The sequence below is a fragment of the Pseudomonas sp. NPDC089401 genome (assembly GCF_044749485.1).
In the GTDB taxonomy this organism is placed as follows: Bacteria; Pseudomonadota; Gammaproteobacteria; order Pseudomonadales; family Pseudomonadaceae; genus Aquipseudomonas.
Map to the genome: position 1 here is coordinate 289,468 of NZ_JBIVIA010000002.1, position 26,255 is coordinate 315,722.

Here is a 26,255-nt window from a genome sequence, read left to right on the forward strand (position 1 = left end):
CTCCTTTTTACTCAGAAGTCGTAACGGGCGGTGGCGCCGAAGGTGCGCGGGTTGCCCAGCACCCCGGCATAACCACCGTTGGCGGAGTTCCACAGGCTGGTGAAATAGGTCTTGTCGCCGGCGTTCTTCACCCACAGCGACAGGTCGACCACGCCGTCGCCCTGGTCCAGGCGCACACCGGCGGAGAGGTTGATCAGCGCGTAGCTGGGGATCTGGCCGTAATCGGAATCGTCGATGGTGCCCACCGCCCGCGAACGGAACGCGTAGCTGGCGGTGAGGTAGGGCTCGACGTGCTGGGTGGCCTGCCACTTGTACTCGCCGTTGAGGTTGGCGATGTACTTGGAGGCGCCGACCACCTGGTGGCCGGACAGGTCGCAGGTGGCGGTGGCATTGGCCAGGCTCACTTCCGGCGGGCACGGCGCGTCGTCGTACTTCAGGTAGCGCACGTCGTTCCACGAGCCGTTGAAGTTCACCGTCAGGCCCGCGATCGGCAGCGCCGTGGCCTCGAACTCCAGGCCGCGCGAGCGCACGCTGCCGGCGTTGGCCAGGTACTGCACGCGGTTGACCTGGTCGTAGACGTTGGCCTGGTAGCCATGCACTTCGGTCCAGAACAGGTTGCTGTTGAGCTGCAGGCGGTTGTCGAACAGCGTGCTCTTGAGGCCCAGTTCGGCGTTGTTGGCCCGCTCGGTACCGACCAGCAGCGAGTCGGTGCCCAGGCGTGGCGCGGCGCCAACGGTGAGGTTCACCCCGCCGGACTTCTCGCCGTGGGTCAGGGTGGCGTAGCCGAGCAGCTGGTCGCTGAAGCGGTAGCTCAGGCCCAGCAGGCCGGAGGGGCTGAAGCTGTACTGGTTGAGGTCGCCCGAATCGTACGCCCCCACCCTGGCCTGGCGCGCGGTGGCCGCCGCACCGGTGACCGCCGCGCCGCCGCTGGGGGCATCGCGGGTGACCCAGGCGCTCTTCTCTTCATAGGTGCCGCGGATGCCGGCGGTGAAGTCCAGGCGGTCGGTGGCGTGCCAGGTGCCCTGGGCGAACAGCGCGTAGCTGTCGGTATCGATATGGCCGTTGCCGATCGTGTCGACGTTGGCCAGGGCGCCGGCCGGGGTGATGTTCCAGATGTCCGCCTGGGGGCCGTAGTAAGTGAACGACTTGTTGTCCAGGTCCTGCTTGAAGTAGTACGCGCCCAGCACGTAGTCGAAGGCGCCGCCGGTGGGCGAGGCCAGACGGATCTCCTGGGAGTACTGCTTGTCGCGCACCGACACGCCGGCGCTGTAGAACACCGGCACGTCGAGGCCGTCGTCGTTGCGCGGGGTGAAGTCCCACCAGCGGTAGGCCGTGATCGAGGTCAGGGTGAAATCGTTGGGCAGGGTCCAGTTGGCCTCCACCGAAGTGCCGCCCTGGAACACCGTCACCTGCTGGTCGGCGTCGAAGTTGACCTTGCGGTCCTTGCCCGACACCAGCGTGGCGCCGGCCTGGGCGGCCAGGCTTTCGTAGCGGTTGACGCCGTTGATGGTCGGCCCGGTGCTGTACAGGCTGAGAATGCCGTTGTTGGAGTCTTCCTCGTTGTACTCGCCGATCCAGCGCAGGTTGAAGGTGTCGCTGGGCTGGAACAGCAGCTGGGCACGAAAGCCCTGGCGCTTGCCGCCGTTGAGGTCGTCGCCGTTGTGGACGTTCTTCACATAGCCATCGTCCTCGCTGCGATAGGCACTGATGCGCCCGGCCAGGGTGTCGCTGATCGGCCCGGAGAAACTGCCCTGGGTCTGCAGGTAGCCGTCTTCGCCGATCGACTGCTGGATGCTGCCCTCGCGGTGGAAGGTCGGTTTGCGCGTGGTGATGTTCAGCACGCCGGCCGTGGTGTTCTTGCCGAACAGCGTGCCCTGCGGGCCGCGCAGCACTTCCAGCTGCTCGACGTCGAGCAGGTCGAACACGGCCATGCCGGGGCGGCCGAGGTAGACGTTGTCCAGGTAGATGCCGACGCTGCCTTCCAGGCCGTCGCTGGCCGGGTTGTTGCCCAGGCCGCGGATCGAGATGCTCGACTGGCGCGCATGCACATAGGCCACGTTGGTGCTCGGCACCAGCTGTTGCAGATCCTGCACACGGTAGATGCGCTGGGTTTCCAGGGTTTCGCTGCTGAGCACGCTGATCGGCGTGGGCACGCTCTGCGCGGTTTCTTCACGGCGGCGGGCGTTGACCGTGACGGTGCCGAGCTTGGCTGCCTGCTCCACGGCCGGCGCGGTGCTGACGGGCTCTTCGGCAAAGCTGCTGTTGGCGGCGGCCAGCAACACGCCGGCGGCCAAGGGTTGCAAGGTGAAACGCGACGCGCGCGCAGGCCAACGGGAAAGTCCGGACATGCAGATGCTCCTTGAGGCATGGGCCCTGGGCGAGCATTTCCGTTGACGGAACCGAATCGCGGTCAGTTGGGCTTATATTCTTTTAAGAGATATAAATATTTATAAATCATATTTTGTGGAATAAGTGACTCCCTTTATAAGGGGGCTCACCCTCTTCATCAATTGCATTCGACCGAAAGTTTCCATGTAGAAAATGCATATCGACCTCCGCCAGCTTCGCCACTTCATCGCCCTTGTCGAGCACCGCAGTTTCGTCGCTGCGGCGGCGGCGGTGAACCTGTCGCAATCGGCCTTCAGCCGCAGCATCCAGACCCTGGAGCACAACATTGGCTGCCGCCTGGTCGACCGTGCCAGCAAGGAGCTTTCACCCACCCGCCAGGGCCTGCTGGTGCTCGAGCATTCGCGGCGGCTGGTGCACGGGGCGCACAACCTGGTCAACGAGATCCACCAGTTCAACGGTGCCACCACCGGCGTGGTGCGCTTCGGCTCCGGCCCGGCACCGGCCGGCGGCCTGGTACCGCGGGCGGTGGCGCGCTTCGTGGCCGAATTCCCGGCGGCGCGCACCTGCTTCCAGGTGGACAACTGGCAGGCGCTGAACCGCAAGCTGATTGCCGAAGAGATCGAGTTCTTCGTCGCCGACACCCGCCAGTTCGAGTCCGACCCGGATTACCGCGTGCACAAGCTGGCGCCGCAGCGCTGGCACTTCTGCTGCCGCGCCGGGCACCCGCTGACCGAGCAGGCCGAGGTGCGCGCGCGGGATGTGTTCGACTACCCACTGGCGACCACCTTCCGCCCGCCGAACATCCGCAAGATCCTCAGCGACCTCAGCGGCCGCCAGGACTTCCTGCCGACGGTGGAGTGCGAGCATGGCTATGCGCTGCTGAACGTGGTGATGCATTCGGACACCATCGGCATCGCCTGCAATGCCAACTTGCGGCCGTACCAGACGGAGGGGGGATTGGTGGCGCTGAAACTGGTGGACCTGGCGCCGGAGCAGGAGGAGGCGTTCTACACCCGCTATGGGGTGGTGAGCCGGGTGGGGTATGGCTTGTCGCCGTTGGCGCAGGGGTTGGTCAGGCAGTTGATTGCCTGTGATACCGAAGTCTAGAAGCTGAGGGTATTCCCTGTGGGAGCGGGTTTACCCGCGAATGCGATGCTGGCACCACTGCCGCATTCGCGGGTAAACCCGCTCCCACAGGATTCAATCGTAGGTCTTTCTGCTGGTGTCAGCCTTTACGGGTAGTGCGGCTCAACTGCCCATCAACCCCCACCGGCACCTCCCCGGCCAAGGTCACCCGCCGCACGATGCGCGGCTGGGTCCCGTAGTCATCCACCGCATAATGCTGGGTCGCGCGGTTGTCCCAGATCGCCACATCCCCCGCCTCCCAGCGCCAGCGCACAGTGTTCTCCAGGCGCGTGACATGCCCCTGCAACACCGCGAACAAGTGCTGCGAATCAGCCAGCGAATAGCCCTTGATGCGCTTCACGAAATGCCCCAGCTGCAACGCCCGTTCACCACTGATGGGGTGCACGCGCACCACCGGGTGCTCGGTCTCGTAGACGGTCGAGGTGAACACCTTGCGATAACGCTCGAGCTTGGCCGGGTCGACGTCCGGCTTGATGCTCGCGTAGTCGTATTCGTTGCTGTGCACCGCCCACAGCTGGTCGGCCAGCACCCGCAGTGGCTCGGGCAGCTCCTGGTAGGCCGCCGCCGTGTTGGCCCACACGGTGTCGCCACCGGACGCCGGCGCCACCACACTGCGCAGGATCGAGGCCTTGGGGTAGGCGTCGACGAAGGTCACGTCGGTGTGCCAGGAGTTGGCCCGCTGGCCTTCGGCGCCGTCCAGCTGCAGCAGGTAGTGGGTGCCATCGACCACCGGCACGGTCGGGTGGGCGACCGGCTCGCCGAGCAGCTTGGCAAAACCTTCCTGGCTCTGGTCGTCGAGGTGGGCCTGGCCGCGGAAGAAGATCACCTTGTGCTTCACCAGGGCGGCCTGGATGGCGTCGATGGTGGCGGCATCGAGGTCGGCGGACAGTTTCACCCCGCGGATCTCGGCGCCGATGCGGCCGGCAACCGGGTGGATGTCGAGTTCGAGGGCGTGTGGCGCGGTGGCCAGTGCGGCATTGCTCATGGTCGTGATCCTTGCGGTCATGGTCGGGGGTGTGGGTTCAGCGGGCGGCTTGCACAGCCTGTTCCTGTTTCAGCGCGGCATCGAGGAACCGCGGCTCGATCCAGTCGGCAACCTGGAAGCCGCGACGGATCAGGCGTTCGCGGGCGGCCAGGTCGACGCCTTGCTGCAACTGGGCGACGAAGTCGGCGTCCAGGCGCGGGTCGAAGTAGTGGGCCAGGTCTTCCTTGGCCAGGTCGTCACTGAGGATGCTGCGCGGCCAGCTGGCGTTGCTCGCCACCAGGTCGACGAAGGCATCGCGATTGTGTTCGTCACGCAGCCAGGTGGTGGCGCGTTCCTGGACATTGACCAGGCGCTGCACCAGCTCGGGGTACTTGCGGATGAAGTCGCCGGTGCCCAGCAGCACCGCCTGGGTACTGCCGGCGCCTTGCAGGTCGCGGGAGTTGACCGGCAGCTCGACCAGCCCGCGCTCGCGCAGCGACAGCAGGTTGGACAAGCCCCAGGTGGCGTCGATCTGCTTGGCGGCCAGGGCGGCGTTGGCGGCGTTGAAGTCCAGGTTGATCACCTTCAGGTCGCGCTCGGACAGGCCCTGGCTGGCCAGCGCACTGGCGAACGACAGCTGGTTGGCGGTGCCGCGAAACACCGCCACGCGCTTGCCCTTGAGGTCGTGCAGGGTCTTGATGCCGGAACCCGGCACCACCCCCAGGTAGCTTTTCACCCCGCGCACCCCGGCCGACAGCACCCGGGTGTCGAGGCCGTTGGCCTTGCCGACGATCGCCGCCAGGTCGCCCAGGTAGGCGAAGTCGGCCTGGCCATTGGCCAGGGCTTCGTTGACCACCGGGCCGGCGCCCTTGAAGAAGTGCCAGTCGATGCGGATGCCATCTTTGGCAAACTCTTTTTCCAGCAGTTGCTGGTCGCGCAGCACGTCGACCACGCCTCCGGCGCTGTGCTTGCTGCCGGCGCTCAGGTCGGGGACGGCGATGCGGATGCTTTCCGGCCTGGCCGGTTCGGCGGCGTGGGCGCCGAGGGTGAAGGCCAGCCCGAGGGCGGTGATCAGGTGGCGCAGTGGGGTTTTCATGGCAAGGCTCCTTGGCAGGCTGCCACCGGCGAGGGCCGGCGCTTTGGCGAAAGCTAGGCAGGTCTGGTTAGAACCTACAAAGATCAAAACTTCATTTTTTAATAACTGGAAGGCATGAATCAGGGTTCATGCGGGCCGCCGGGCGGGTTGCGGGAAACGCATGGAAAATATGAGGAAAACGCAATGGATGGGGGCTTCCGTATGCAGGGAGCGCATGCTCTTATCTCTTGAAAGTTACTTGTTGAATTTTTTAATTCCATAAGTGAATAAGATTGGAACAGATCGAGAGATGGGCGATGAATGGAGTTCTGAGCAGGAATCGGGGAGGACCGCTGCGCGGTCCATTCGCGGCTGAAGGCCGCTCCTGGAACGATCGTGTCATTGCCTGGCTGCCGTGGGTGGTGCCGGTGCTGGTTGCGCTGCTGTGGGTGCTGGCGAGCCGGCCGCACTGGATGAACGAACAGATCCTGCCGGCACCTTCGCTGGTGTGGCAGAGCGCGCTGGAGTTCGGCTCCGGCGAGCTCTGGGGGCACTTGTGGATAAGTCTGCAGCGGCTGCTCTGGGGGCTGCTGGCGGGCATCGGCAGCGGCTTGCTGCTCGGCACCTGGCTGGGCACGTCACGCCATGCGCAAACCCTGGTGCTGCCGACCTTCGTGGCCCTGGCGCAGATCCCGACCCTGGCCTGGATCCCGCTGTTCATGCTGTTCTTCGGCATCGGCGAACTGCTCAAGCTGGTGGTGCTGGTCAAAGCGGTGGTGGTGCCGGTGACCCTGCACACCCTGGTCGGCGTGCGCGATGCCCAGCCCAAGCTGCGCGAGGCCGCCGCCGCCCTGCGCCTGCCGCGCCACCTGCTGTTCCTGCGCCTGTTGCTGCCGGCCGCCCTGCCCGCCTTCCTCACCGGCGTGCGCCTGGCCCTGGCCACCGGCTGGACATCGCTGCTGGCGGTCGAGTTGCTGGCCTCGAGCGAAGGCATCGGTTACCTGATGGTCTGGGGCCGGCAGTTGTTCATGCTCGACCTGGTGCTGCTGTGCATCCTGGTGATCGGCCTGGTCGGCGCCCTGCTGGAGCGCAGCTTCTCGGCCTTGGAAAAGCGCCTGCTGTTCTGGCCGCAACCGGCCACCGGCGAACAGCAGCGCGGGCCCGTGCCCCGTGGCTGGCAGAGCCTGTTGCTGCCAGCGGTGCTGCTGGCGCTGTGGCAGGCCAGCAACAGCTTTGGCTGGATCGACCCGAACATCCTCACCTCGCCGCTGGATGTGCTGCGCACCCTGTTTGCCGGGCTGGCCGATGGCTCACTGCCACAGGCCATGCTGCTGAGCCTGCAACGCACCCTGACCGGCCTGGCCCTGGGCGGCGGCGCCGGCCTGCTGGCCGGGTTGCTGCTGGGGCTGTCCCAGCCGGCCGAACGCCTGTTCGGGCCCAGCCTGTCGGCCCTGCGCCAGGTAGCGCTGTTCGCCTGGGTGCCGTTGCTGACCGCCTGGTTCGGCCTGGGCGAAGGGGCCAAGAACGTGTTCGTCGCCCTGGCCGCATTCTTCCCGCTGCTGATCGCCACCCAACGCGGCATCGCCGGCCTCTCGCCGCAACTGGGCGAAGCCGCGCGCACCCTGCGCCTGAACCTGTGGCAGCGCCTGCGCCTGCTGCTGCTGCCCGGCGCCGCCCCGGCCATTTTCGCCGGCCTGCGCCTGTCGCTGATCTATGCCTGGCTGGGCACCATCGGCGCCGAATACTTCATGCCCTCGGACGGCGGCATCGCCAGCCTGATGATCGGCGCCCAGCAACTGTTCCGCATGGACCAGGCGATGGCCGCCATGCTGCTGATCGGCCTGGTCGGCGCCCTGCTCGGCAACCTCGGACACCGCCTCGAATCGCGCGCCACGCGCTGGAGAACCGCATGAACGCCTTCAACACCTCGCACCTGCTCGCGGCCAACCAGGCCGACACCACCCCGCCACTGGTCAGCTTCGAAGGGGTCGGCAAGGTCTTCAGCGTCGATGGCCAGCCGCTGGAAGCCATCCGCAACTTCAACCTGGCGATCAACCAAGGCGAGTTCATCGCCATCGTCGGCGCTTCGGGCTGTGGCAAGTCGACCTTGCTGCGCCTGCTGGTGGGCCTGGATACCGACTACAGCGGCAGCATCCGCGTCGACGGCCAGGCGGTCAGCGGCATCGGTGGCGAGCGCGGCATCGTGTTCCAGGAGCATCGCCTGTTCCCTTGGCTGACGGTGGAACAGAACATCGGCCTGGGGCTGGTCAACGAGCAACTGACCCAAGGCGAACGTGCCCGCCGCGTGCATGAGTTCGTGCAACTGGTGGGCCTGGTCGGTTTCGAATCGGCCTACCCGCACCAGCTGTCCGGGGGCATGGCGCAGCGCGTGGCGATCGCCCGCGGCCTGGTGGCCAGCCCGCGCATCCTGTTGCTGGATGAGCCATTCGGCGCGCTCGATGCGCTGACCCGCCAGCAATTGCAGGACGAGTTGCTGGCCATTCGCGAACGGGCCGGCATCACCACCTTGCTGGTGACCCACGATGCCGAGGAGGCCACCTACCTGGCGGACCGGGTAGTGGTGCTGGAGCCGCGCCCGGGGAGGATCAAGTCGGTGGTGGAAATCGACCTGCCGCATCCGCGCCTGCGCACGGGGGTGGCCCTGCATGGGTTGCGCGAACAGGTGCTGCACCAGATCACCGGTGATGGTGGATACCTGCCGCCGCCGGCGCGCCGGGTCGAGGGCCTGAGGCCTGAGCTGATCGCACTTTGACGACCCCGTTGGATTGCCCAGTTACCGAAGACTGCAGCGATCCCCTGTGGGAGATGACCCAGCCCGATGGGCTGGGATGTCGCGCAGAGAACAGAATTCGCAAGCGCGTCGCCTACCCTGTGGGAGCGGGTTCACCCGCGAAGAAGGCGACGCGGTGCATGGCACCGGCTTCGCCGGTGTTCGCGGGTAAACCCGCTCCCACAGGGCCCTGCTAAATCAATGAGTTGTGTGTTGTTCTATGAGAGCGGGTAAACCCGCTCCCACAGAGATGGCGTTGTTCACACAGGGGCTGCGCTTTAGCCTAGATCACGCAGATACTGCCAGGGATAGATCCCCCGCTCATGCCCATCGCTGAACACCAGCTGCACGCCATACCCCTGCGCCACCACCCGCTCGATGCGGACATCGTCCGAGACCAGCGACACCCGCCCCTGCAACCTCGCTGCCCGGCACTGCGAGCAGGGGCAGGCGCCGCGCAGGCGGGCATGGCTGATGACTGCCTCGGCATCGCCCCATTGCAAGGCCAGCACCCCAGGCCCCCGTTGGTTGCGAATCGCGGCAGGGGCGTCCATCAGGCCACCCCACGCAATTGCGCCAGGGCAATACGCACCGCCTTGCGCACTTCCGGGTCGCTATCTCCCTCGGCCGCTTGCAGCGCAGCCAATGCACGGGCCTGGCCCAGTTCGCCCAGTGCCAGCGCCGCTTCCTTGCGCAGGTTGGCAATGCCATGGCCAAGCAGCTCGGTCAACGCCTCCAGCGCCTGGGCATGACGCAGCCGGCCCAATGAGCGGGCGGCGCGCAGGCGCACTTGCCAGAAACCGTCCGCAAGCGCTTCGATCAAGGCCGGGCCGGCGTGTGCATGGCCGACCTTGCCCAACGTCGTGGCGGCTTCCTCACGCACCTGCCAGGCCGGATCGGTCAAGGCGCCAACGAGCGCGGGCAACACCTGGCTGTCGCGGGCCAGGCCCAATGCACCGATGGCAGCACGGCGAACATCGGTGTCGGGCTCATGCTCGGCCAACCGTGCCAAGGCAGGCATTGCCGGCTCATGCTTGAGCCACCCCAGAATGCCCACGGCTTCACGCCTCACTGCGGCATCCTGGTCCTCAAGCGCCAACAGTGCTGGCTGCGCGGCGTCCTCCAGGCGCAGCTCACGCAGGGCACGCAGGGCACTGGCACGGACGAAGGGTTCGGCATGGCCGACCCACGGCAGGATCAGTTGCCCGGCCTCGGGGCTCTTGAGCTCGCTCAGGCTCTGCGCCGCCGCCAGGCGCACCGCTTCGGCCGAATCGGCCAGCGCGGCGCACAGCGCCTGCACCACCTCCGGCTCCTCCCAGGCCTCCAGCAAGCGTGCCGCTTCGGCGCGCACTTCGTCGGTGCCGTCGACCAGCAAGGCATCGGTCAACCAAGGCAAGGCATCCGGGTCTTCCAGGTCGGCCAGCGCAATCAGGGCGATGCGCCGCACACCGGCGTCGGCAGCCTCGAGGCGCGGCAGCAGTTCGAGAATGTCGGGGTTGTCAGTGGATCGTTGGGTCATGGCGCAATCCGTAATGGCAGGTATGGGTCAGCGCAACAGGTAGGGGATATCGACCTTCACCGCGCCGGTGGGGCAGTCCTTCTCGCAGGGCATGCAGTACCAGCATTCGTCGAAGGCCATGTAGGCCTTCTGCGTGGCCGGGTTGATCGCCAGCAGGTCCATCGGGCAGACCTCGACGCACACGGTGCAGCCTTTTTCGGCGATGCACTTGTCTTCGTCGATGGTGACCGGGGCGCTGCTGCGGAAGAAGATTTCTTGGGGCTGATAGGCCATCTCACGGTTCCTCGGGGGCCTTCATGGGCACCCTTTATCTGAGGGCTGACAAGGAATCCCTGTGGGGTGTTGCCTAGGCGGCGTCGGCTTTCACGCGCAGCCGGTCATAGGCGGTCTGCTCTTCGGCATCCAGGGGGATCAAGTACGGCTCGACCGCTTTCTTGAAGCTGGTCATTTCACCGTCTTCGCCTTTCTTCAGGTGGCAATGGCAGAACCACTCGCCATCGTTGCGTTCGGGGAAGTCCACCCGGTGGTGGTACAGGCCCCAGCGGCTTTCCTCACGGAACAGCGAGGCCCGCGCCGCCATTTCGGCGCAGTCGCGAATCACCGCCACCTCCATCGCGCGCATCAGCTCGTGAGGGTTGCTGGCCTTCATCTGCTCAAGGTCACGCTCGATCTCGGCAAAGCGCGCCAGGCCGATCTCCATCTTTTTGGTCACCTTGGGCGGTTGCAGGTAGTCGTTGACCATGCGCCGCAGCTTGTACTCGACCTGCGCCGGCGGCAGGCCATGCTCGCGCTGCAACGGCGCGAACACCCGCGCCCGCTCACGCTCGACCTGCACGGCATCGACCTCGGCCAGCTCGCGCCCGGCCACGTAGCGCGCGGCGTTGACACCGGCAAACCAGCCATAGGTGAAGGCGCCGAGCATGTAGTTGTGCGGCACCGCCGCCATGTCACCGGCGGCATACAGCCCCTGGACGCTGGTCTCGGCCTTCTCGTTGACCCACACCCCCGAGGCCGAATGCCCCGAGCAGAAACCGATCTCGGAAATGTGCATCTCGACCATGTGCTGGCGGTAGTCGGTGCCGCGCCCGGCGTGGAACTGGCCGCGGCTGGGGCGCTCGTTGCTGTGCAGGATCTCTTCGATGTTCTGGATGGTTTCCTCGGCGAGGTGGTCGAGCTTGAGGAACACCGGGCCGTTGCCGCCTTCGAGTTCCTGGTGGAACTCCCACATCATCTGCCCGCTCCAGTAGTCGCACTCGATGAAGCGCTCGCCCTTGCCGTTGGCGGTGTAGCCGCCCAGGGGGCCGGTGACGTAGGCGCAGGCCGGGCCGTTGTAGTCCTTGATCAGCGGGTTGATCTGGAAGCACTCGAGGTTGGCCAGCTCGGCACCGGCGTGGTAGGCCATGGCGTAGCCGTCGCCGGCATTGGTCGGGTTCTCGTAGGTGCCCATCAGGTAGCCCGAGGAGGGTAGGCCCAGGCGCCCGGCGGCGCCGCAGGCGAGGATCACCGCCTTGGCGCGGACCACGCGGAACTCGCCGCTGCGGCAGTCGAAACCGAGCACCCCGGCAGCGGCGCCTTCGCCATCGAGCAGCACGCGGGTGCAGACCATGCGGTTGCTGATCTCGACCCGGGCGCGCTTGAGCTGGCGGTACAGCACCTTCTTGATGTCATGGCCCTCGGGCATGGGCAGCACGTAGGCGCCCATGTGGTGGACCTTCTTCACCGCGTAGTCGCCGGTTTCGTCCTTCTCGAACTTCACGCCCCAGCGGTCGAGCTGCTCGAGGGTCTCGAAACTGTGCGTGGCGTAGGCATGCACGGCGGCCTGGTTGACGAGGCCGTCGTTGGCCACAGTGATTTCCCTGGTGTACTGCTCGGGCGTTGCATGCCCGGGGATGATCGCGTTGTTCAGGCCGTCCATGCCCATGCTGATGGCGCCGCTGCGCTTGACGTTGGCCTTGTCCAGCAACAGTACGCGCAGGCGCTTGTCGTGCTCCTTGGCCTTGATCGCCGCCATCGGCCCGGCGGTGCCACCGCCGATGACGATGATGTCGTAGTCCTGGGTCTCGATGCTCATGCCTTGCTCCCCTTCTGACGGTCGATGCGCAGGCGGTACTGGAAGGCATCGCCGCGGTAGTACAGGTGCTCGAAGTCCAGTGGCGTGCCGTCGGCGGCGTGGGTCAGGCGTTCGATGCGCATGATCGGCGCGCCCTCCTCTACCTCCAGTGCCTGGGTCAGGTCGCTGTCGGCGAGCACCGCATCGATGGCCAGGTCGGCATGGCCAAGGGCGATGCCGCAGTCGTTTTCCAGCAGCACGAAGATGTCGCGGGTGACCAGGTCGGCCTTTTCGAGCTTTTCACCGACGGCCTTGGGCAACCAGGTCAGCTCCAGCGACACCGGCTCGCGATTGATCAGCCGCACCCGGCGGATCTCGGTGACCAGGCTGCCCTCTTCCACCTGCAAGCGCGCCGCCACCAGGGCATTGGCCGGCACATGGCGAAAGCTGCGCAGGCGGTTGATCACTTCGTAGCCCATCTGCGTCATCGACTCGCCCAGGCCTTGCAGGGTGCTGACGTTCTGGAACGCCTTGGGCTTGGCGACGAAGGTACCTTTGCCGTGGATCTTGAAGATCAGCCCTTCCTTCTGCAGGTCGCCCAGCGCCTGGCGCACGGTGATGCGGCTGACGTCGAAGGCCTTGCCCAGCTCGCTTTCCGAGGGCATGCGGCTGTGCGGGGGGTAGCTGCCGTCGAGGATGCGCTCGCGCAGCAGTTCCTTGAGCTGGGTATAGAGCGGTACCGGGGACAGGGGGAGCAATTCGGCCATGGGATCTCTTCGCTGATCGGATGACTTGTTATAACAAGTTGTGACCAGATAATAGAGGGCATAAGAATCTGTAAGGAAATACCGATATCGCATATGGATAGATGGCTTTGTGGCGGCCTGTACCGGCCCCTGTGGGAGCGGGCTTGCCCGCGAAGAGGCCAGCACAGATCACAGGGGGAAAACACCCATAGATCAAGGCAATGGACGCCACCGGATCAGATCGGTATGATGCCTGCGCGTTGCACTCGTAGCTCAGCTGGATAGAGTACTGCCCTCCGAAGGCAGGGGTCGTGGGTTCGAATCCCGCCGAGTGCGCCACATCCCCCAAAGCCCGCCATGCGCGGGCTTTGTCGTTTCTGCGGCACTCATCCGCAGGCATTTTCTTATCGCGATTCGCGACAACCAGAACAGCGCTTAGTTCCTTTGGCTTTACCTGATTGGATCCATCTGCTTAAAATGATGGCACTATGCCGTATCCCAACGGATCGTCATTCGGTTACCCACACCCTCCAGGGATTTAGGAATGAAAATGCTGAAGCACTGTCTGGCCTTGACCATCGTCGCAACACTCGCGGGCTGCCAGGCAACCGGTGAGCAATACCAATCCGACGTGTTCGATGCCAGCCAGGTGAACACCCAGCAGGAAGCCAAGACCGTGAAGATCATCACGGTCTCGCCGACCAAGATCAAAGTCAGCAACGAGAAGAACCAGAAGGCCGCGATGATGGTCGGCGGCGTACTCGGCGCACTGGGCGGTGCCGCACTGGGGGCACAGCACAACAAGGACACCGGGATCATCGGCGGTGTGGCCGGTGCCGGCGCCGGCGCCATGGCCGGCTCGCTGGTCAGCGACACTTCGCTGGTGCCTGGCGTGCTGATCGGCTACTCGGAAAACGGCAAGATCTACACCTCCGCCCAGGTCGGCCGCCCATGCGACTTCGAAGTCGGTGGCATCTCGCTGATGGTCATGACCATCTCCAACGAGACCCGCATCCAGCCGAACGCAACTTGCCCAGAACCGAAAAAGAGCTGAGGCCTGAGCACATGAAGCACATTGTTCTGGGCTCCGCCCTCGCGCTTGCCGCCGCCACTGCCACAGCGGGCCAGTTCGATCAGCTTTACCAGATCGAACAGCAGACCAAGCAATCCCAGGCCGCACTGGAAACCGAACGCCTGCGCCAGGCCGCTGCCGCCGAGCAACGTGCCGAGGCTCGCGAAGCCGCTGCCCGCCAGCAGCGCGCCGCAGCCCAGCGCGCCGCGTCGCAACGCGCCGCCGAGCAACAGCAGGCGCAAGCCACCGAGCGCAAGCGTGTGCAGACCCGCGAAGAAGCCTACGAGGACGACCTGCGTGCCCTGGAACTGGAAGAGCGACGCCTGAACCTGCAAGCGAAAAAGGCCAAGGTCGCACGCTCCAACGACTACATCGATGCCGAGCTGCGTGACAGCGCCGCGCGCACCGACGTGATCCAGTCCAACGCCGACTCCGCACGCAACGTCACTTCCGGTGCCAAGTCGCTGCTGGAAGACGCCGGCAAGGCGGAAGTCAAACGCGCCGGCGGCCTGTTCGGCGAGTAACCATCCCGGGTGCTGCCCCGTGCATTGGCCGGGGCAGCCCATTGCAGAGGCAACACCATGCTACGTCTGATCATGCTGGCTGCGGCCGGCCTGCTGCTGAGCGGCTGCCTGCAGGAAGAAGCCAAGTTCCCCAGCGTCGACCTGCACGGTCGCCTGGTCGTCGACCAGGAAATGACCACCTCGCGCCAGGCGCAAGGGATCCAGGGCGAATACTTCAAGCGCGTGCTGAGCGTGAACGGCCAGGACATGGCCTTCAACGACTTCGTCCAGCAATACTGCCCGGACAGCAACACCCGCAATGAAACCTGCATCAAGGCCTTCCGGATCAAGAAGATCGACGATGTCAGTGGCGCCACGAGGTTCCTGCCCAACGGGCTGTGATCCGGTCGCGGCACCGTTGCCAAAGGCCCAGGCCCGCTGCCTGGGCCTTTTCATTTGTGCGACATGGCGCACGCGTGCCACTCCCGCACCGAGGCCAATGGTGTTAGCGTGAATTCCCTCACAACTGCTTGCGAAGGAACGCGCGACACCATGCCTTTGAACAAACTCAGCGCCACCGCCCTGCTCCTGGCCAGCCTCGGCCTGTTCACCCAGCCGGCCCAGGCCAACCTCTCCCAGCAACAGTCCGCCGCCATCGTCAAAGCCTTCGACGGCAGCGACCCGGCCGACTTCAAGCAGTTTCTCGGCAAGCTCAAGGGCAGCGACCTGGCCAAGGCCGATGGCCTTGCTGCCACCCTCGACACCTTCCTGGCCGGCAAGCCACTCGCCGCCGAGCAGCAGAACGAGATCAACCGCCTGCTGGGCCTGTACACCCGCATCAAGTACGCCAAGGCCGCCACCGCCAACCTGAGTGAACTGGTGGCCATCCCCACCGTTGCCGTCGACGGCGTGCCGCAGCACGAGAACCCCGAATTCCTGAAGATCGCCGACCGGATCAAGGCCCTGGCCGATAGTTTCGGCCTGGCCTTCCGCAACATCGACAACCGCGTCTACGAAATCTCCCTCGGCGAAGGCAAGGAAGTGGTCGGCCTCCACGCCCACGCGGACGTGGTACCGGTCAACCCGGCCAACTGGAAACTGGCCGACGGCACCCGCCTCGACCCGTTCAAGCTCACCCTGGTCGGCGACCGCATGTATGGCCGCGGCACCGAGGACGACAAGAACGGCATCATCGTGGCGCTGTACGCCCTGAAGGTGGCCAAGGATGAAAACCTGCCGCTGGCCCGGCAGATCAAGCTGCTGATCGACACCACCGAAGAAACCAGCGGCGATGCCATCCCCTACTACTTCGAGCGCAACCCGACCCCCGACTACAACCTGGCCCTGGACGGCGGCTACCCAGTGGTGATCGCCGAAAAAGGCTACGGCACGGTCATGGCCAGTTTCAGCAAGCGTGCCGCCAGCGGCAAGGGCGCGGAAATCGTCAACCTCACCGGCGGCCTGGCCACCAACCAGATCCCCACCACCTCGGTGGCGACCCTGGTGGCCGACAACCCGGCGGACCTCGCCAAGCGCCTGGAAAAGGCCGGCGCCGATTACGTCAAGCGCAATGGCAACGACTTCGGCATCGCGGCCAAGGTCGAGGGCAAGCAGGTCGTGCTCACGGTAACCGGCGTCTCGGCCCACTCCTCGGAGCCTGAGTCCGGGATCAACCCGGTGGCGCGCATGCTCGGCTTCCTCAACGGCCTGGGTCAGCAGGTGCCGCTCAAGCACAACCATTTCACCGATGCCGCCCGCTACGCCGCCGACAACTGGGGCCTGGACTACTTGGGCAACACGCTCGGCATCGGCTTCCAGGACAGCTTCATGGGGCCGCTGACCACCTCGCTGACCTTCGTCGGTGTGGACGAAAAAGGCCTCAAGCTCGCGGTCAACCTGCGCATCCCCAAAGGCAAGCCACTGGCCACGCTCAAGGGCCAGCTCGCCGACAAGCTGGGCCAGTGGACCCGCCGCAGCCACACTTCGGTGGCCTTCGACTACAGCCTGGACGAACCGATGTACCGCAACCCCGAAGGCGAATGGGTCAAGGCCTTGCTTGATGTGGCCAGCGAGAACCTGGGCATGAAGCATGAATTCGGCACCTCGGCCGGCGCCACTTCGGTGCATGACCTGCCCAATGGCGTGCAGTTCGGCCTGGCCATGCCGGACGTCAAGTACACCGGGCACAATGACAACGAGTTCAAGACCGTGGAGCAGTTCCTGCTCGATTTGCAGGTGGTGAGCGAGATGGTGGCGCGGATCGGGCAGATGCCCAAGCTCTGATCAGCTTGCCAATGACCAAGGCGCCTCACGGCGCCTTTTCTACATTGGCAAACCTTAATCTGTAATTTCTTGACGCCATTGTTTCGCCATCAGCGAAATATTTGGTAACCTCCGCGCCGGCCGCTCTCGCCAGCGGCAACGAACATCGATCAGGGACGCGTTCGTGGAACGCTCGAAAGGACTCGCAATGGCAATGGTTTTTTGCCGCGGCTGCGCTCGTCAGCTGCACGATTCGGCACACACCTGCCCACAATGTGGCGCCCCTCAATTCGCAAAGTCCGCAAACACCCAAGCCAGCGGTGGCCAATCGCCGTGGCTGGGGATCACGTCCCTGATCCTGGGCATCATCTGCCTCCTTTCGCTGTTCGATGACAGTGAATGGGACCGCGAGACCGTGCTCGGCCTGGGTATGTTCGCCAGCATCAGCCTGATCATGGGCATCGTCAGCATCAGCCAGAAGAAACCCGGCAACGGCCTGGCGATCGCCGGCGTGGTCATGGCCGGCGTCTCGCTGATCTGCTTCATCGGACTATCTGCAAGTTAATCAAACTGTGAGGGAAAACATATGAGCATGGTGTTCTGCCGTGGCTGCGCCAAACAGATCCACGAATCGGCAGTGAGCTGCCCTGGCTGCGGTGCAACCCAGGTTGCCAGCGGTGCCGGGTTGGCATCGTCCGCCGTGGCCAACGACACGCCGATCACGTTCGGCAATGTATTCTTCGAAGTGATGAAGAAATACGCGACCTTCAAGGGCCGCGCCCGTCGCAAGGAATACTGGCTGTTCGTCCTGATCAGCACGCTGATCCTGTTCGCCCTCGCCTATGTCGAAGCCATGGTGGGTTCGCCACAAGTGATCAGCGGCCTGTACAACCTGGCGGTGTTCATTCCGACCATCGCGGTCGGCGTACGCCGCTTGCATGACAATGACCACAGTGGCTGGTGGATGCTGGTACCGATCGTCAACCTGATCTTCATGATCCAGGACGGTACCCGCGGCGACAACCGCTTCGGTCCAGACCCGAAGACCGGCGCATAAGCGCATCGTCGGCGAAACAGCGAAGGCAGCCTGCGGGCTGCCTTTTTTTGTGCCAGGCGCCCTGAGCCATGACGTTTTTCAATCGACTCGATGCCGTTTCCTGCATTGCCGTGCAGGTCGGCCTGCCGGATGCTTTATTTACTCCAAGCGTTCGTCTTTTCCACCCGCAGAGGCCCGTATGAAGACCGTCGAACAAATCCTCAAGACCAAGTCCCAGCACCAGACCGTGTACACCATCGGCCCGGATGACTCGGTGCTCGACGCCCTGAAACTGCTGGCGGAAAAAAACGTCGGTGCCCTGCCGGTGGTCGAGAACCAGCAGGTGGTGGGAATCGTCAGTGAGCGCGACTATGCCCGCAAGCTGGTGCTCAAGGGCCGCTCCTCGGCCGCGACGCCAGTGCGCGAGATCATGAGTGCGCCGGTGATCACGGTGGACCCGAAAAAGAACCTGGATTACTGCATGCAGCAGATGACCGACCGCCATCTGCGCCACCTGCCCGTGGTCGAGCACGGCAAGCTGCTGGGCCTGCTGTCGATCGGCGACCTGGTCAAGGAAACCATCGCCGAGCAGGCCAACCTGATCGAGCAACTGCAACAGTACATCCGCGGCGAATAGCCGTGCCTCAGTGGTAGGCGCGCTCCAGTTCGTCCAGTTGATGGTCGAAACTGCGCAGGCGCGCCGACCAGGTGTAGACCAGCACTTCCAGGTCACGGTTGAGCACGGCGGTGTTGCCATGGCCGCTGCTCGACGGCTCGCACAAGTCCAGTTGATAACGCTCGCGGGCCATGGCCGTGGCCACGCTGGACAGGTCGCGGGCGTTGGCCAGCCAGTGGTGTTGATGGTCGTGGATTTCCCGGTCGAGGGCCCGGCACTGGCGCTTCAGCGCCTCCAGGCTCTGCTCCAGCGGCGTGCCCTTGAGCTCGCCCATCACCTCCTCGAAGGTGCGCCCGGAGTGCCAGTAGCTGCCCCAGAAATAACGGTCGAACACCGTTTCGACCCGGCGCAGCGCGACCTTGGTGTTCCAGATGGTCAGCAACGTTCGGCCCTGGATCACTTCGCGCTTGTTCAGCTGCAAGTGCTGCCAGGCAATCCAGGTCAAGGCCAGCAGCGCCACCGCCGCAGTGACGGCAGCGGCGGCATAGAGGAACTGCACCGCCTGGTTCATCTGCTGGGTCTGGCGGATGCCGTAGAAGTAACTGGCCGTCAAGGTGCCCAGGATCGTCACGGAGCACCAGAAACCTGGTGCGTAGGGATCTTTCATCACGCTATCCCCGTCTTGTTTTTCCTGAGCATAGCAACGGCCAATCACTCGTCAGGTGCCGCTCGGCACTTTATTTTCGAGGGCGGCGCAACGCCTCGTTGAGTTGATCGAAGGGCACTGCCCAATCGGCATCCTCGATGATGCTGTCCTTGAGAAAAGCGCGTTGGGAATCGGTCCAGAACGGCGCTTCCACCAGCTTGATTTCGTTTCTCAGCGGCGAGTGGCTGGCGATGAACTGGTCGATGCTCTGCGCATCGTCCGGCAGGCCCAGTTGCTTGAACAGTTCGGCAAATGGATGGATCGGCGCTTCCATGGTTCCTCCTGGGTGCCGGGCAGGCCGTCCACGACGCCGGCCCGGCGTTGGTTGGAGCCCATCAGCAGAGCTCGCGGACTTCGGCTTGCGGTACCAGCTTGAGGTACTGCTCCATGCTCATGTGGATCAGGTGATCGTGGTCACCCGCCTCCAGGTAGACATCGCCCTGGCGGGTAAGACTCGAATCGAGCAGCATTTTTATCTGATAGGCGTCGCCCATCGCCGGGATCGCACCGCGCTCGCAATCACCGAACAGCATCGGCAAGGCGCTTTCGCGGGTCATCTGCCAGGCGCCGGTCATGCGCACCTTGCTCATGTCCATGTGCCGGTTGGCCGGTAGCACGGCCATGATGTAGTTGCCGTGGCGGTCGTCGAGCATGACCGACTTGGCCACCCGTTCGGCGGGCACCCCGGCCGTGCGCGCCGACTCCAGGCTGGTGGCCGAGTGGGGATGGGGAATGATGTCGTAATCGCAGTTGGCCTGGTCCAGGCGCTGCTGCAGGGTCTTGGCCATTCGCATGATGCACCTCCGGTTTCGCCCCCAACACCCATTTTAGGCTTTGCCAGCATGGGCAGGGCTAAACTTTCGGCTACGCACGCAAAAACAGCGAATGGCCGACCTGTGGTCTGTCAGATCGGCGCCCGGCGCAGGGTCGCGAGGAAGGTGGCGGCACCAATGAACAGCCCGGCAAAGGTACGGTTCAGGCGCTTCTGCTGCTTGGGTGTACGCAGCAGGCGCAACACCCGCGAAGCCAGCCCGGTGTAACCCGCCATCACCAGCATGTCGACGCTGATCATGGTCACGGTGATCGCGATGTACTGCGCCAGCAGCGGCTTGTGCGGGTCGAGGAACTGCGGCAGCACCGCGAGCATGAAAACCAGCGCCTTGGGGTTGCTGACGTTGACCAGGAAGCCCCGGAACACCAGGCTCAGCGGTTTGCCGATCGGGCGCACGGCAGATTCGTCGGCCATGTCCATCGGCAGGGCGCGCCACTGCTTGTAGGCAAGGTAGACAAGGTAGGCGACGCCGAACCACTTGATGACCTGGAAGGCCGTGGCGGACGCTGCCAGGATGGCGCCGACGCCGGCGGCGATGATGGCGATCTGCACGATCAGGCCCAGTTGCAGGCCCAGGGCATTCCAGTAACCCCGCCAGAAACCGTACTGCAGCCCGCTGGACATCGAGGCGATCGCCCCGGCACCCGGCGACAGGCTGATCACCCAGCACGCGGCAAAGAAGCCCAACCACACTTCCATCGACATCACACACCTCGCTCAACAATTATTGCAAAACGTTAAGCTAAGGGGTTGGTGAAAAAATAACCAGTAAATTCTGCGGGCTTTTCCAATGCCTGTACCGGCCTCTTCGCGGGTGAACCCGCTCCCACAGGTTCACCACAGGTCTTGAGACTTGCGACATCCCTGTGGGAGCGGGTTTACCCGCGAAAGGGCCGGTGCAGGAGACCTCAATGGATCAGGACAACGCCTCGAGCTCAGCCTGCATGCTTTCGAGGGTTTCCAGGGCCTCCATCCAGGCCTCCTCCAGCTCCCCTTCGCGCTGCTTGAGCTTGGTCTGCCGCGCCAGCAGGTCGCGCAATTCATCCTTGCGCGCCGCTTCATACACGCCAGCATCAGCCAACGCCGCCTCGACCTCGGCCAGCTGCGCATGCACCTGGTTGAGCTCGGCTTCCAGCTTGTCGGCCGCCTTCTTGTGCGGCGCCAGCTGCTGACGCAAGGCCGCAGCTGCCTGGCGCTGGGCCTTCTTGTCGGTCTTGTCCGGGTTGACCGGGGCACTGCTGGACGGGGCACTGCGCTGGCGGTAGTCGACCAGCCAGCGGCTGTAGTCGTCGAGGTCGCCGTCGAAGGTTTCCACCTTGCCGTCCGCCACCAGCAGGAAATCGTCGGTGGTGCTCTTGAGCAGGTGACGGTCGTGGGATACCACCACCACAGCGCCGGCGAACTCCTGCAGGGCCATGGTCAGCGCCAGGCGCATTTCCAGATCCAGGTGGTTGGTCGGTTCGTCGAGCAGCAGCAGGTTCGGCCGTTCCCAGGCGATCAACGCCAGGGCCAGGCGGGCTTTTTCACCACCCGAAAAATTCAGCACCGGCTCATCGACACGGTCGCCGTGGAAGTCGAAGCCGCCGAGGAAGTCGCGCAGGGTCTGCTCGCGCTCGGTCGGGGCAATGCGCTGCAGGTGCAGCAGCGGGCTGGCCTTGTCGTCCAGCGAGTCGAGCTGGTGCTGGGCGAAGTAGCCCACGGCCAGGTTCTCGCCGCGCACCAGGCGGCCCGACAGGGGTTGCAGTTCACCGGCCAGGTTCTTGATCAAGGTCGACTTGCCGGCGCCGTTGGGGCCCAGCAAACCGATGCGCGCACCCGGCACCAGCTGCAGCTTGACCTTGTCGAGAATGGCCTTGTCGGCATAGCCCAGGCGGCCTTCGGACAGGCTCAGCAGCGGGCTGGAAATCTTCTGCGACTCGCGGAAGACGAAGTCGAACGGCGAGTCCACATGCGCCGCCGACAGCTCCTCCATGCGTTCCAGGGCCTTGATCCGGCTCTGCGCCTGGCGGGCCTTGGTGGCCTGGGCCTTGAAGCGGGCGATGTACTTTTCCATGTGCGCACGCTGCGCCTGCTGCTTCTCGTAGGCCTGCTGCTGCTGGGCCAGGCGTTCGGCGCGGGTGCGTTCGAAGGCGCTGTAGCCGCCCTTGTACAGGTTGAGCTTGCGCTGCTCGACGTGCAGCACATGGTCGACCACGGCATCGAGGAAGTCGCGGTCGTGGGAGATCAGCAACAGCGTGCCCGGGTAGCCCTTGAGCCACTCCTCCAACCACAGGATCGCATCCAGGTCCAGGTGGTTGGTGGGCTCGTCGAGCAGCAGCAGGTCGGACGGGCACATCAGTGCCTGGGCCAGGTTCAGGCGCATCCGCCAGCCACCGGAGAAGTCGCCGACGCGGCGGTCCATCTGCTCGTTGCTGAAGCCCAGGCCGGCCAGCAGCTTGCGCGCGCGGGCATCGGCGGTATAGCCGTCGGCGCTGTCCAGCTCACTGTGCAGGCGTGCCAGGGCAGTGCCGTCATGGGCCTGCTCGGCGGCGGCCAGCTCGGCCTGGACCTTGCGCAGGCGGGCGTCGCCGTCGAGCACATAGTCCACCGCCAGGCGGTCGAGGGTGTCGACCTCCTGGCGCATGTGGGCGATGCGCCAGTCGCCGGGCATCAGGCAGTCGCCGCCGTCGGGCGACAGCTCACCGCGCAGCAAGGCGAACAGGCTGGATTTTCCGGCGCCGTTGGCGCCGATCAGGCCGGCCTTGTGACCGGCGTGCAGGGTCATCTCGGCGCCTTCTAGCAAGCGCTGCGGACCACGCTGTAAAGTGAGGTTGGATAGTCTGATCATAGTGGTCGCGGAGTCTACCAGCTTCCTCGGCCCTCAGCGTGAGTGGAATCATGCACACCGACCTGTGGAATCACGCCCTGGCGCTTTATGCCCGCCCGGGTGTCGAAACGGCCTGCCTGGACCTTCAGGCACTGGGCGGCGATGTCTGCCTGCTGCTGTGTGCGGCCTGGCTGCAGGCGCGCGCGGTGGCCTTCACTGCCGAGCGGGCCGAGGCCTTGCGGGACATTGCCAACCCCTGGCAACGCGACGTCGTCACGCCACTGCGCGCCTTGCGCCAGCAGTGGCGAACGGCCGCACAGCACGACCCGCACCTGGCGGCCTTGCGTGAGCAGGTGAAGGGGATGGAGTTGCAGGCGGAGAAACAGCTGCTGCAGCGGCTCGAAGCCTGTGCGCAAGCGTGGCCAACGGGCTCAGGGCAGCCCGAGGACGATTGGCTGGCCCGGCTGGCACCGGACCAGACCCTCGGCCACGACGCGCTGGAGCAGTTGCGCGTCGCAGCCGCTGGGCATCAGGAAGCCGAAGACGGCGCCTGAGCGGGGGTGCTGGCGGAAGCCGGAGCCGAGGCAGCGCCCGAGTTGCTCGCTGGCGCGCTGGCGCTTGGGGTGGCTGGCTTGGTTTCGGCAGGCTTGGCGGCCGGTTTGGCGGCAGCTGGCTTGGCGGCGGGTTTCGCTGCTGGCTTGGCCGCGGCCGGTTTTGCCGGCGCCTTGGCGGCGGCGGGCTTGGCTGCGGGTTTGGCGGCAGCCGGTTTGGCCGGTGTCTTGGCAGCAGCTGGTTTGGCGGCAGCGGTTTTGGCCGGCGCCTTGGCCGCTACCGGCTTGGCAGCAGGCTTGGCCGTTGCTGGTTTGGCGGCAGGCTTGGCAGCAGCCGTCTTGGCGGCGGCAGCGCGGGCGGGTGCCTTGGCAGCGACGGGCTTGGCGGCTGGTTTGGCCGCGGCCTTGGCAACTGCGGTTTTGCCAGCGGCTGGCTTGGCTGCGGCGCGGGCTGGAGCCTTGGCTGCAGGTTTGGCCGCGGCTGCAGGTTTGGCAGCGGCCTTGGCCGCAGTGGTCCGCGCAGCCGGTTTGCCGGCAGCCTTGGCCGGGGCTCTGGCAGTAGCCGGTTTCGTCGCCTTGGCAGCCACGGCGCGCAGGTCCAGCGCCTTGCCAGCAGCCTCGCGTACCTTGCCGACACCCTGGGCCAACTTCAGGCTTTCCTGGGCATCACGTTTGAGTTGCTGGATATAGGTGCGCGTTTGCGTCTGACGCTCTTTCAGCGAATCGAGCAGACCCTCGAGTTCGCCAATCGCTTTCTGTGCCTTGCCTTGAGCCTTGGCTTTACCGGCCTTGGCCGCGTCCTGCAACTTCAGGCGACCGTTGTGCAGTTTTTCCTGGGCCTTGACCCGTTGCTTTTCCAACTTGGCCAGCAGTTTCTCCGCATCAGCCAGCGCTTGCGAGCAGGCATCTTCCAAGTGTTCGAGCAAACTGCCCGAAAGTTGCTGGAGCAGGTGTAACGGCGTACTTACTGGCTTCTTTTTGGCCGACATGGTTTACCTCCTGGCTGACGAGATTGCGGCTCATACTATGCTTCTGCTGCTACCGCCGCTAGGGCATGTGGACAGTAATGAATGCGCCGCGTTGCATGCCTGGGCAAAGTTGTTATCTTGCAGCTCCGTGCAAGTGTAGTTGCTTGAAAAATCGTTGCTGATATTTACACATACCCGGCCAACAACGCTGGCATAATTCCCGGCTCCCGTGCCCGGAGTTGAGCATGTCTCGTCATCTTGTTTTCGGCTTGTGCCTGGTGGCGCCGTTCACCTTGGCCGCCACCGATCCCGCCCCTGCCAACGACCACGACCTGGCCTACAGCCTGGGCGCCAGCCTGGGTGAACGCCTGCGCCAGGAAATGCCCGGGTTGCAACTGGATGCACTGGTCGAGGGCTTGCGCCAGTCTTACCAGGGCCAGCCGCTGCGGCTCGACAAGGCACGCATGGAGACGATCCTGCAGCAGCACGAAGAGCAGGCCAAAGACACTGCACAGCAGGACGAGACGGCCAGGCTGCAAGCTGTGGAAACCCGCTTCCTGGCCAATGAGCGGGCACGCGCAGGCGTGCACGAACTGCCCGAAGGGGTGCTGTACAGCGAACTGAAAGGGGGTGACGGTGCGCAGCCCAAAGCCGGTGGCAAGGTGCAGGTTCGCTACGTGGGCAAACTGCCCGATGGCTCGGTGTTCGACCAGAACCAGCAGCCCCAGTGGTTCAGCCTGGACTCGGTGATCGAGGGATGGCAGGTGGCATTGCCGCACATGAAGGCGGGCTCGACCTGGCGCCTGGTGATCCCTTCGGCGCAGGCCTACGGTGCCGAGGGCGCAGGTGACCTGATCGCGCCCTACACGCCACTGGTATTCGAGATCGAATTGCTCGCGGTCGGTGATTGACGCCAGGCGTCACGCTTCGACCGCGTCCTCTTCCTTGTGGGCGTTATGCAGCACCTCGATCAGGCAGTCTTCGAGTTCGAAGCGCTCGTGCAGCAAGCTGCCCAGCTTGCCGAGTTTTTCGGCGAAGCGTTCGGTGTCCTTGCACTCGCCCTTTTCGCAATGGTCATTGAACGCCAGCGCGATCTGGGTGATGTCGTTGATCCGCGGGTTGATTTCCTCGGCCAGCTTCAGCGCCTTCTGATCGCCGAATGCCTTGGCTTCGGTGACCAGTTGCTCGCTGACCTCGAAGTGCCACGCAGAAACATAGTCGACCAGGACCGCGCAGAAATCGCGGTTCTTGTCCTTGTCGGCAAAGGCCGGCCTGGCGTCGCGCAAGGTACGGAAAGCCTGGACCAGCTCCTCGCGCTCCTCGAGCCAACGGTCGATCAGCTTGTGAACCCCACCCCAGCGTTCCTGGGCGTTCTGACAACTATCGAGCATGGCGATCTCTTCCCTTCTGGGTAGATGCCGCTGCACCTCGCACCACGACCGCGCAGCACAAAGGTGACATCAGCAGGACGGCATCGAGCAGTTGTGTTTTCGGTATGCGTGCTGGGAGATTATTCCCGCGCGTGCTGGCCTTCAAGGTACGCAGGCGACAAAGTTCATACAAGTGTTTAATGCCCGGGCATGGCACCACTGGTCGCGCCATGGCCGCTCGCTTGCCGTGGGTCAACGGCTGCCCAGGCTGCGGAAACGATACGCCAGCAGGTAGCTCAAGGGCAGCGCCGCCAGCAGCAGGAACGCCAGCAGGCTCCACTCCGGCAAGGTCAGGTCGAGAAAGCTCCAGGTCAGCGCGCTGCAGTCCGGCCCGCCGAGCAGCAACTGCCGGGCCGCTTCACGCCAGGGTTGTTCAAGCACATGGGTGAGTGGCAGGGAACATACCGGGTTGTCACCACTGCTGCCCTGCAACCACACATGCCGCCCGGCCAGCAGCACGCCGGCTGCCGCAGGGGCCAGTGCCGCCCGCGCGTAGCGGAGCATGCCAGGCGTGCCAGGCGCATGCAGCACCGCGCCGAGGCAGACCGCGGCATACACCACCAGCAACGCGCGCTGACTGAAGCACAACGGGCAAGGCACCAGGCCGAGCAGGAATTGCAGATGGAAAGACGTTCCCAGCACCGCCAGTGCAGCCAGGCAGGCAGGAACGAAAAATGTGCGCAGACGGGCCGGCAGCATGGGCGTCGATGTCCGGAGATGAAGTGGTTTGAAACGGTAGAGGAAACGACTGCTTTGTTTCAAGGCACTACGGCAGCGACAAGTCGCTGAAGGGCAAGGAAAGATTCCATCCTAGCTGTGGGAAACTTCTCAAA

The 26,255-nt window shown here is 64.7% G+C and carries 28 protein-coding genes and 1 tRNA gene; 13 read left to right on the forward strand and 16 right to left on the reverse strand.

Annotated features, from left to right (window positions below):
- Positions 1–11: 11 nt before the first annotated feature.
- Positions 12–2,348, reverse strand: a complete 2,337-nt coding sequence (locus ACIP21_RS05455; RefSeq protein ID WP_400684897.1) for a TonB-dependent receptor — start codon at positions 2,346–2,348, stop codon at positions 12–14.
- Positions 2,349–2,541: 193 nt separating this feature from the next.
- Between ACIP21_RS05455 and ACIP21_RS05460 the strand changes: the two genes are divergently transcribed.
- Entirely contained in the window at positions 2,542–3,456 is a 915-nt protein-coding gene (locus ACIP21_RS05460; protein WP_400684899.1) for a LysR family transcriptional regulator, read from the forward strand.
- Between the two features lie 118 nt (positions 3,457–3,574).
- Here the strand turns inward: ACIP21_RS05460 and ACIP21_RS05465 are convergent, their stop codons facing one another.
- Both ACIP21_RS05465 and ACIP21_RS05470 read right to left on the reverse strand, forming a co-directional pair.
- Positions 3,575–4,480 (reverse strand): TauD/TfdA dioxygenase family protein, encoded by a 906-nt coding sequence (locus ACIP21_RS05465; protein ID WP_400684902.1) that lies wholly within the window; start codon positions 4,478–4,480, stop codon positions 3,575–3,577.
- A 37-nt stretch (positions 4,481–4,517) separates the two neighbouring features.
- The gene (locus tag ACIP21_RS05470) at positions 4,518–5,555 is read right to left on the reverse strand and encodes an ABC transporter substrate-binding protein (RefSeq protein ID WP_400684905.1); all 1,038 of its coding nucleotides are present in this window, start codon (positions 5,553–5,555) and stop codon (positions 4,518–4,520) included.
- A 296-nt stretch (positions 5,556–5,851) separates the two neighbouring features.
- On the opposite strand from ACIP21_RS05470, the gene ACIP21_RS05475 reads away from it, so the two are divergent.
- Both ACIP21_RS05475 and ACIP21_RS05480 read left to right on the forward strand, forming a co-directional pair.
- Positions 5,852–7,447: an ABC transporter permease gene (locus ACIP21_RS05475; RefSeq protein WP_400684908.1), complete on the forward strand. Its 1,596-nt coding sequence runs from the start codon at positions 5,852–5,854 to the stop codon at positions 7,445–7,447.
- On the forward strand, positions 7,444–8,307 hold the full coding sequence (locus ACIP21_RS05480; protein WP_400684911.1) for an ABC transporter ATP-binding protein: 864 nt from the start codon (positions 7,444–7,446) through the stop codon (positions 8,305–8,307). The genes ACIP21_RS05475 and ACIP21_RS05480 overlap by 4 nt, the downstream gene beginning before the upstream one ends.
- Positions 8,308–8,603: 296 nt before the next feature.
- Here the strand turns inward: ACIP21_RS05480 and ACIP21_RS05485 are convergent, their stop codons facing one another.
- The 5 genes from ACIP21_RS05485 to ACIP21_RS05505 form a co-directional block, all read right to left on the reverse strand.
- The gene (locus ACIP21_RS05485) at positions 8,604–8,879 is read right to left on the reverse strand and encodes a DUF971 domain-containing protein (RefSeq protein ID WP_400684914.1); all 276 of its coding nucleotides are present in this window, start codon (positions 8,877–8,879) and stop codon (positions 8,604–8,606) included.
- Entirely contained in the window at positions 8,879–9,844 is a 966-nt protein-coding gene (locus ACIP21_RS05490) for a HEAT repeat domain-containing protein (RefSeq protein WP_400684917.1), read from the reverse strand. The genes ACIP21_RS05485 and ACIP21_RS05490 overlap by 1 nt, the downstream gene beginning before the upstream one ends.
- Positions 9,845–9,871: 27 nt before the next feature.
- The gene (locus tag ACIP21_RS05495; protein ID WP_008096634.1) at positions 9,872–10,117 is read right to left on the reverse strand and encodes a ferredoxin family protein; all 246 of its coding nucleotides are present in this window, start codon (positions 10,115–10,117) and stop codon (positions 9,872–9,874) included.
- Between the two features lie 73 nt (positions 10,118–10,190).
- The gene (locus tag ACIP21_RS05500) at positions 10,191–11,915 is read right to left on the reverse strand and encodes a fumarate reductase/succinate dehydrogenase flavoprotein subunit (RefSeq protein WP_400684920.1); all 1,725 of its coding nucleotides are present in this window, start codon (positions 11,913–11,915) and stop codon (positions 10,191–10,193) included.
- A complete protein-coding gene (locus ACIP21_RS05505) occupies positions 11,912–12,661 on the reverse strand; it encodes a GntR family transcriptional regulator (protein WP_400684923.1) in 750 nt (249 codons plus the stop codon). The genes ACIP21_RS05500 and ACIP21_RS05505 overlap by 4 nt, the downstream gene beginning before the upstream one ends.
- Before the next feature lie 241 nt (positions 12,662–12,902).
- Here ACIP21_RS05505 and ACIP21_RS05510 point away from each other — a divergent pair.
- The 8 genes from ACIP21_RS05510 (at position 12,903) to ACIP21_RS05545 (ending at position 18,150) form a co-directional block, all read left to right on the forward strand.
- Positions 12,903–12,979 (forward strand) — tRNA-Arg (locus tag ACIP21_RS05510).
- A gap of 211 nt (positions 12,980–13,190) precedes the next feature.
- Complete coding sequence (locus tag ACIP21_RS05515) at positions 13,191–13,694, forward strand: hypothetical protein (protein WP_400684926.1); 504 nt, start codon at positions 13,191–13,193, stop codon at positions 13,692–13,694.
- An 11-nt stretch (positions 13,695–13,705) separates the two neighbouring features.
- The gene (locus tag ACIP21_RS05520; RefSeq protein ID WP_400684929.1) at positions 13,706–14,236 is read left to right on the forward strand and encodes a DUF5384 family protein; all 531 of its coding nucleotides are present in this window, start codon (positions 13,706–13,708) and stop codon (positions 14,234–14,236) included.
- Between the two features lie 57 nt (positions 14,237–14,293).
- Positions 14,294–14,617, forward strand: coding sequence for a hypothetical protein (locus ACIP21_RS05525; RefSeq protein ID WP_400684932.1), 324 nt, complete (start codon positions 14,294–14,296; stop codon positions 14,615–14,617).
- A 150-nt stretch (positions 14,618–14,767) separates the two neighbouring features.
- On the forward strand, positions 14,768–16,498 hold the full coding sequence (locus tag ACIP21_RS05530) for a dipeptidase (RefSeq protein ID WP_400684935.1): 1,731 nt from the start codon (positions 14,768–14,770) through the stop codon (positions 16,496–16,498).
- Between the two features lie 187 nt (positions 16,499–16,685).
- Complete coding sequence (locus tag ACIP21_RS05535) at positions 16,686–17,042, forward strand: DUF4190 domain-containing protein (RefSeq protein ID WP_400685873.1); 357 nt, start codon at positions 16,686–16,688, stop codon at positions 17,040–17,042.
- 21 nt (positions 17,043–17,063) lie between these two features.
- Entirely contained in the window at positions 17,064–17,534 is a 471-nt protein-coding gene (locus ACIP21_RS05540) for a DUF805 domain-containing protein (protein ID WP_400684938.1), read from the forward strand.
- Positions 17,535–17,712: 178 nt separating this feature from the next.
- Complete coding sequence (locus tag ACIP21_RS05545; protein WP_400684941.1) at positions 17,713–18,150, forward strand: CBS domain-containing protein; 438 nt, start codon at positions 17,713–17,715, stop codon at positions 18,148–18,150.
- 7 nt (positions 18,151–18,157) lie between these two features.
- On the opposite strand, the gene ACIP21_RS05550 is transcribed toward ACIP21_RS05545, so the two are convergent.
- From ACIP21_RS05550 to ACIP21_RS05570, 5 genes are all read right to left on the reverse strand, one after another.
- Positions 18,158–18,796: an NADH:ubiquinone oxidoreductase subunit N gene (locus tag ACIP21_RS05550; RefSeq protein ID WP_400684943.1), complete on the reverse strand. Its 639-nt coding sequence runs from the start codon at positions 18,794–18,796 to the stop codon at positions 18,158–18,160.
- A 70-nt stretch (positions 18,797–18,866) separates the two neighbouring features.
- On the reverse strand, positions 18,867–19,109 hold the full coding sequence (locus tag ACIP21_RS05555) for a DUF2789 domain-containing protein (RefSeq protein WP_400684945.1): 243 nt from the start codon (positions 19,107–19,109) through the stop codon (positions 18,867–18,869).
- Positions 19,110–19,170: 61 nt separating this feature from the next.
- Positions 19,171–19,629 carry an aminoacyl-tRNA deacylase gene (locus ACIP21_RS05560; RefSeq protein ID WP_400684947.1) on the reverse strand — a complete coding sequence of 153 codons (459 nt, stop codon included), beginning with the start codon at positions 19,627–19,629 and terminating at the stop codon, positions 19,171–19,173.
- 110 nt (positions 19,630–19,739) lie between these two features.
- Positions 19,740–20,372: a LysE family transporter gene (locus ACIP21_RS05565; protein WP_400684950.1), complete on the reverse strand. Its 633-nt coding sequence runs from the start codon at positions 20,370–20,372 to the stop codon at positions 19,740–19,742.
- Positions 20,373–20,583: 211 nt separating this feature from the next.
- Positions 20,584–22,494, reverse strand: coding sequence for an ATP-binding cassette domain-containing protein (locus ACIP21_RS05570; RefSeq protein WP_400684952.1), 1,911 nt, complete (start codon positions 22,492–22,494; stop codon positions 20,584–20,586).
- 50 nt (positions 22,495–22,544) lie between these two features.
- Between ACIP21_RS05570 and ACIP21_RS05575 the strand changes: the two genes are divergently transcribed.
- A complete protein-coding gene (locus ACIP21_RS05575; RefSeq protein ID WP_400684954.1) occupies positions 22,545–23,027 on the forward strand; it encodes a TIGR02444 family protein in 483 nt (160 codons plus the stop codon).
- On the opposite strand, the gene ACIP21_RS05580 is transcribed toward ACIP21_RS05575, so the two are convergent.
- On the reverse strand, positions 23,003–24,013 hold the full coding sequence (locus ACIP21_RS05580; protein ID WP_400684956.1) for an AlgP family protein: 1,011 nt from the start codon (positions 24,011–24,013) through the stop codon (positions 23,003–23,005). The two genes, ACIP21_RS05575 and ACIP21_RS05580, sit on opposite strands and share 25 nt — an antisense overlap.
- Before the next feature lie 224 nt (positions 24,014–24,237).
- Here ACIP21_RS05580 and ACIP21_RS05585 point away from each other — a divergent pair, with 224 nt between their 5' ends.
- Positions 24,238–24,903, forward strand: coding sequence for an FKBP-type peptidyl-prolyl cis-trans isomerase (locus ACIP21_RS05585; protein WP_400684959.1), 666 nt, complete (start codon positions 24,238–24,240; stop codon positions 24,901–24,903).
- Positions 24,904–24,912: 9 nt separating this feature from the next.
- Here the strand turns inward: ACIP21_RS05585 and rsd are convergent, their stop codons facing one another.
- Together rsd and ACIP21_RS05595 are read right to left on the reverse strand one after the other, a co-directional pair.
- Positions 24,913–25,383, reverse strand: a complete 471-nt coding sequence (gene rsd, locus ACIP21_RS05590) for a sigma D regulator (protein ID WP_400684961.1) — start codon at positions 25,381–25,383, stop codon at positions 24,913–24,915.
- A gap of 231 nt (positions 25,384–25,614) precedes the next feature.
- Complete coding sequence (locus tag ACIP21_RS05595; protein WP_400684963.1) at positions 25,615–26,121, reverse strand: disulfide bond formation protein B; 507 nt, start codon at positions 26,119–26,121, stop codon at positions 25,615–25,617.
- Positions 26,122–26,255: the final 134 nt, after the last annotated feature.

What these genes read in the sequence shown, in the direction of transcription:
- ACIP21_RS05455 (WP_400684897.1), bottom strand. Translation starts at nt 2,348, where the DNA reads ATGTCCGGACTTTCCCGTTGGCCTGCGCGCGCGTCGCGTTTCACCTTG.
- ACIP21_RS05460 (WP_400684899.1), top strand. Translation starts at nt 2,542, where the DNA reads ATGCATATCGACCTCCGCCAGCTTCGCCACTTCATCGCCCTTGTCGAG.
- ACIP21_RS05465 (WP_400684902.1), bottom strand. Translation starts at nt 4,480, where the DNA reads ATGAGCAATGCCGCACTGGCCACCGCGCCACACGCCCTCGAACTCGAC.
- ACIP21_RS05470 (WP_400684905.1), bottom strand. Translation starts at nt 5,555, where the DNA reads ATGAAAACCCCACTGCGCCACCTGATCACCGCCCTCGGGCTGGCCTTC.
- ACIP21_RS05475 (WP_400684908.1), top strand. Translation starts at nt 5,852, where the DNA reads ATGAATGGAGTTCTGAGCAGGAATCGGGGAGGACCGCTGCGCGGTCCA.
- ACIP21_RS05480 (WP_400684911.1), top strand. Translation starts at nt 7,444, where the DNA reads ATGAACGCCTTCAACACCTCGCACCTGCTCGCGGCCAACCAGGCCGAC.
- ACIP21_RS05485 (WP_400684914.1), bottom strand. Translation starts at nt 8,879, where the DNA reads ATGGACGCCCCTGCCGCGATTCGCAACCAACGGGGGCCTGGGGTGCTG.
- ACIP21_RS05490 (WP_400684917.1), bottom strand. Translation starts at nt 9,844, where the DNA reads ATGACCCAACGATCCACTGACAACCCCGACATTCTCGAACTGCTGCCG.
- ACIP21_RS05495 (WP_008096634.1), bottom strand. Translation starts at nt 10,117, where the DNA reads ATGGCCTATCAGCCCCAAGAAATCTTCTTCCGCAGCAGCGCCCCGGTC.
- ACIP21_RS05500 (WP_400684920.1), bottom strand. Translation starts at nt 11,915, where the DNA reads ATGAGCATCGAGACCCAGGACTACGACATCATCGTCATCGGCGGTGGC.
- ACIP21_RS05505 (WP_400684923.1), bottom strand. Translation starts at nt 12,661, where the DNA reads ATGGCCGAATTGCTCCCCCTGTCCCCGGTACCGCTCTATACCCAGCTC.
- ACIP21_RS05515 (WP_400684926.1), top strand. Translation starts at nt 13,191, where the DNA reads ATGCTGAAGCACTGTCTGGCCTTGACCATCGTCGCAACACTCGCGGGC.
- ACIP21_RS05520 (WP_400684929.1), top strand. Translation starts at nt 13,706, where the DNA reads ATGAAGCACATTGTTCTGGGCTCCGCCCTCGCGCTTGCCGCCGCCACT.
- ACIP21_RS05525 (WP_400684932.1), top strand. Translation starts at nt 14,294, where the DNA reads ATGCTACGTCTGATCATGCTGGCTGCGGCCGGCCTGCTGCTGAGCGGC.
- ACIP21_RS05530 (WP_400684935.1), top strand. Translation starts at nt 14,768, where the DNA reads ATGCCTTTGAACAAACTCAGCGCCACCGCCCTGCTCCTGGCCAGCCTC.
- ACIP21_RS05535 (WP_400685873.1), top strand. Translation starts at nt 16,686, where the DNA reads ATGGCAATGGTTTTTTGCCGCGGCTGCGCTCGTCAGCTGCACGATTCG.
- ACIP21_RS05540 (WP_400684938.1), top strand. Translation starts at nt 17,064, where the DNA reads ATGAGCATGGTGTTCTGCCGTGGCTGCGCCAAACAGATCCACGAATCG.
- ACIP21_RS05545 (WP_400684941.1), top strand. Translation starts at nt 17,713, where the DNA reads ATGAAGACCGTCGAACAAATCCTCAAGACCAAGTCCCAGCACCAGACC.
- ACIP21_RS05550 (WP_400684943.1), bottom strand. Translation starts at nt 18,796, where the DNA reads ATGAAAGATCCCTACGCACCAGGTTTCTGGTGCTCCGTGACGATCCTG.
- ACIP21_RS05555 (WP_400684945.1), bottom strand. Translation starts at nt 19,109, where the DNA reads ATGGAAGCGCCGATCCATCCATTTGCCGAACTGTTCAAGCAACTGGGC.
- ACIP21_RS05560 (WP_400684947.1), bottom strand. Translation starts at nt 19,629, where the DNA reads ATGCGAATGGCCAAGACCCTGCAGCAGCGCCTGGACCAGGCCAACTGC.
- ACIP21_RS05565 (WP_400684950.1), bottom strand. Translation starts at nt 20,372, where the DNA reads ATGTCGATGGAAGTGTGGTTGGGCTTCTTTGCCGCGTGCTGGGTGATC.
- ACIP21_RS05570 (WP_400684952.1), bottom strand. Translation starts at nt 22,494, where the DNA reads ATGATCAGACTATCCAACCTCACTTTACAGCGTGGTCCGCAGCGCTTG.
- ACIP21_RS05575 (WP_400684954.1), top strand. Translation starts at nt 22,545, where the DNA reads ATGCACACCGACCTGTGGAATCACGCCCTGGCGCTTTATGCCCGCCCG.
- ACIP21_RS05580 (WP_400684956.1), bottom strand. Translation starts at nt 24,013, where the DNA reads ATGTCGGCCAAAAAGAAGCCAGTAAGTACGCCGTTACACCTGCTCCAG.
- ACIP21_RS05585 (WP_400684959.1), top strand. Translation starts at nt 24,238, where the DNA reads ATGTCTCGTCATCTTGTTTTCGGCTTGTGCCTGGTGGCGCCGTTCACC.
- rsd (WP_400684961.1), bottom strand. Translation starts at nt 25,383, where the DNA reads ATGCTCGATAGTTGTCAGAACGCCCAGGAACGCTGGGGTGGGGTTCAC.
- ACIP21_RS05595 (WP_400684963.1), bottom strand. Translation starts at nt 26,121, where the DNA reads ATGCTGCCGGCCCGTCTGCGCACATTTTTCGTTCCTGCCTGCCTGGCT.